We start from the raw sequence: 1,018 nt of genomic DNA, 5'->3' as shown, positions 1-1,018 counted from the left end.
CGCCCGCACCGGGCGCGCCCGACGGTCTGCTGGCCGAGGTCACCGAGGTCGTCGGCAGTACGGACAAGGGCACCGAGGTCTCCACCAAGCCCGCCACGCTCAGCGCGCTCCTCGCGGACGACAAGGCCGAAGGCGAAGTCCCCGTCGACCCGTCGACCTTCGACGTCGAGCCCCTGGTGAAGGGCGTCAAGCTCTCCTGGGCCAAGACCGGAGGCGTCACGTTCGGCCCCAGCGGGGCGAAGCTCCCCCTCGGCAGCCTGCGCCTCGACGTCGGCGCGGCCCTGGCCACCCCCGAGGACGCACCCGTGTCCGCCGCCGCATCCGTTTCCGGCTACGTCCAGCTGGCACCGCAGGTGGAGTTCTCCTACGACGGCAGCGCCAACGGCCAGGCGGGCAAGCCCGGCCCCGACGGCGCGTTCCTCGGCATGACCGGCGACTGGAGTGCCCAGTGGGCGCTCAAGGGCCGCGCGTCCGCGAAGGCCACCCAGCGCCTCCCCTTCGCCAAGCTCCACGCCGACCCGGTGATCCAGGTCGGCCCGGTGCCCGTCGTCGTCAACCTCGACCTGACCTGCTACCTCCAGATCGAGGCCGACGGCCGCATCACCCTCGACGTCCAGCAGAGCGTCAAGGGAGACTTCCGCGTCGGCGGCAGCTACGCGCCCTTCAAGGGCTGGACGCCGGTCTCCACCTCGGAGGTGAAGGGCACCCCGGTGACGGCGACCGTCACCGCCGCGGGCCGCGCGAAGGCCGCCATGGGCGCCGAGGCGTCCGTCGGTCTGTACGGCATGGTCGGCCTCGCCGCCGACTTCGCCCCCTACGTCCGCGGCGAGGGCGAGGTCACCGCCACCGCGTCGACGGACGGAACCGCGAGCGTGACCGGCTCCTGGGCCGTCCACGGCGGCTTCGACCTGAGCGGAAACCTCCAGCTCCAGCTCTCCATCTTCGGAACGCCGATCTTCCAGAAGCGCATCCCGCTGGGCAGCCTCCACCGCGAATGGCCGTTGGCGAGCGGCAAGGG

The 1,018-nt window shown here is 72.5% G+C and carries 1 protein-coding gene; it reads left to right on the top strand.

What is annotated here, in order from left to right:
• The coding region (locus tag ACWGI8_RS44570) for a hypothetical protein (RefSeq protein WP_453669381.1) at positions 1-1,018 on the top strand (1,018 nt) is incomplete at both ends.

The organism is Streptomyces sp. NPDC054841 (assembly GCF_053611045.1).
Note: the sequence above shows the minus strand (reverse complement) of the source record. Positions and strands in the feature narration are given on the sequence as shown.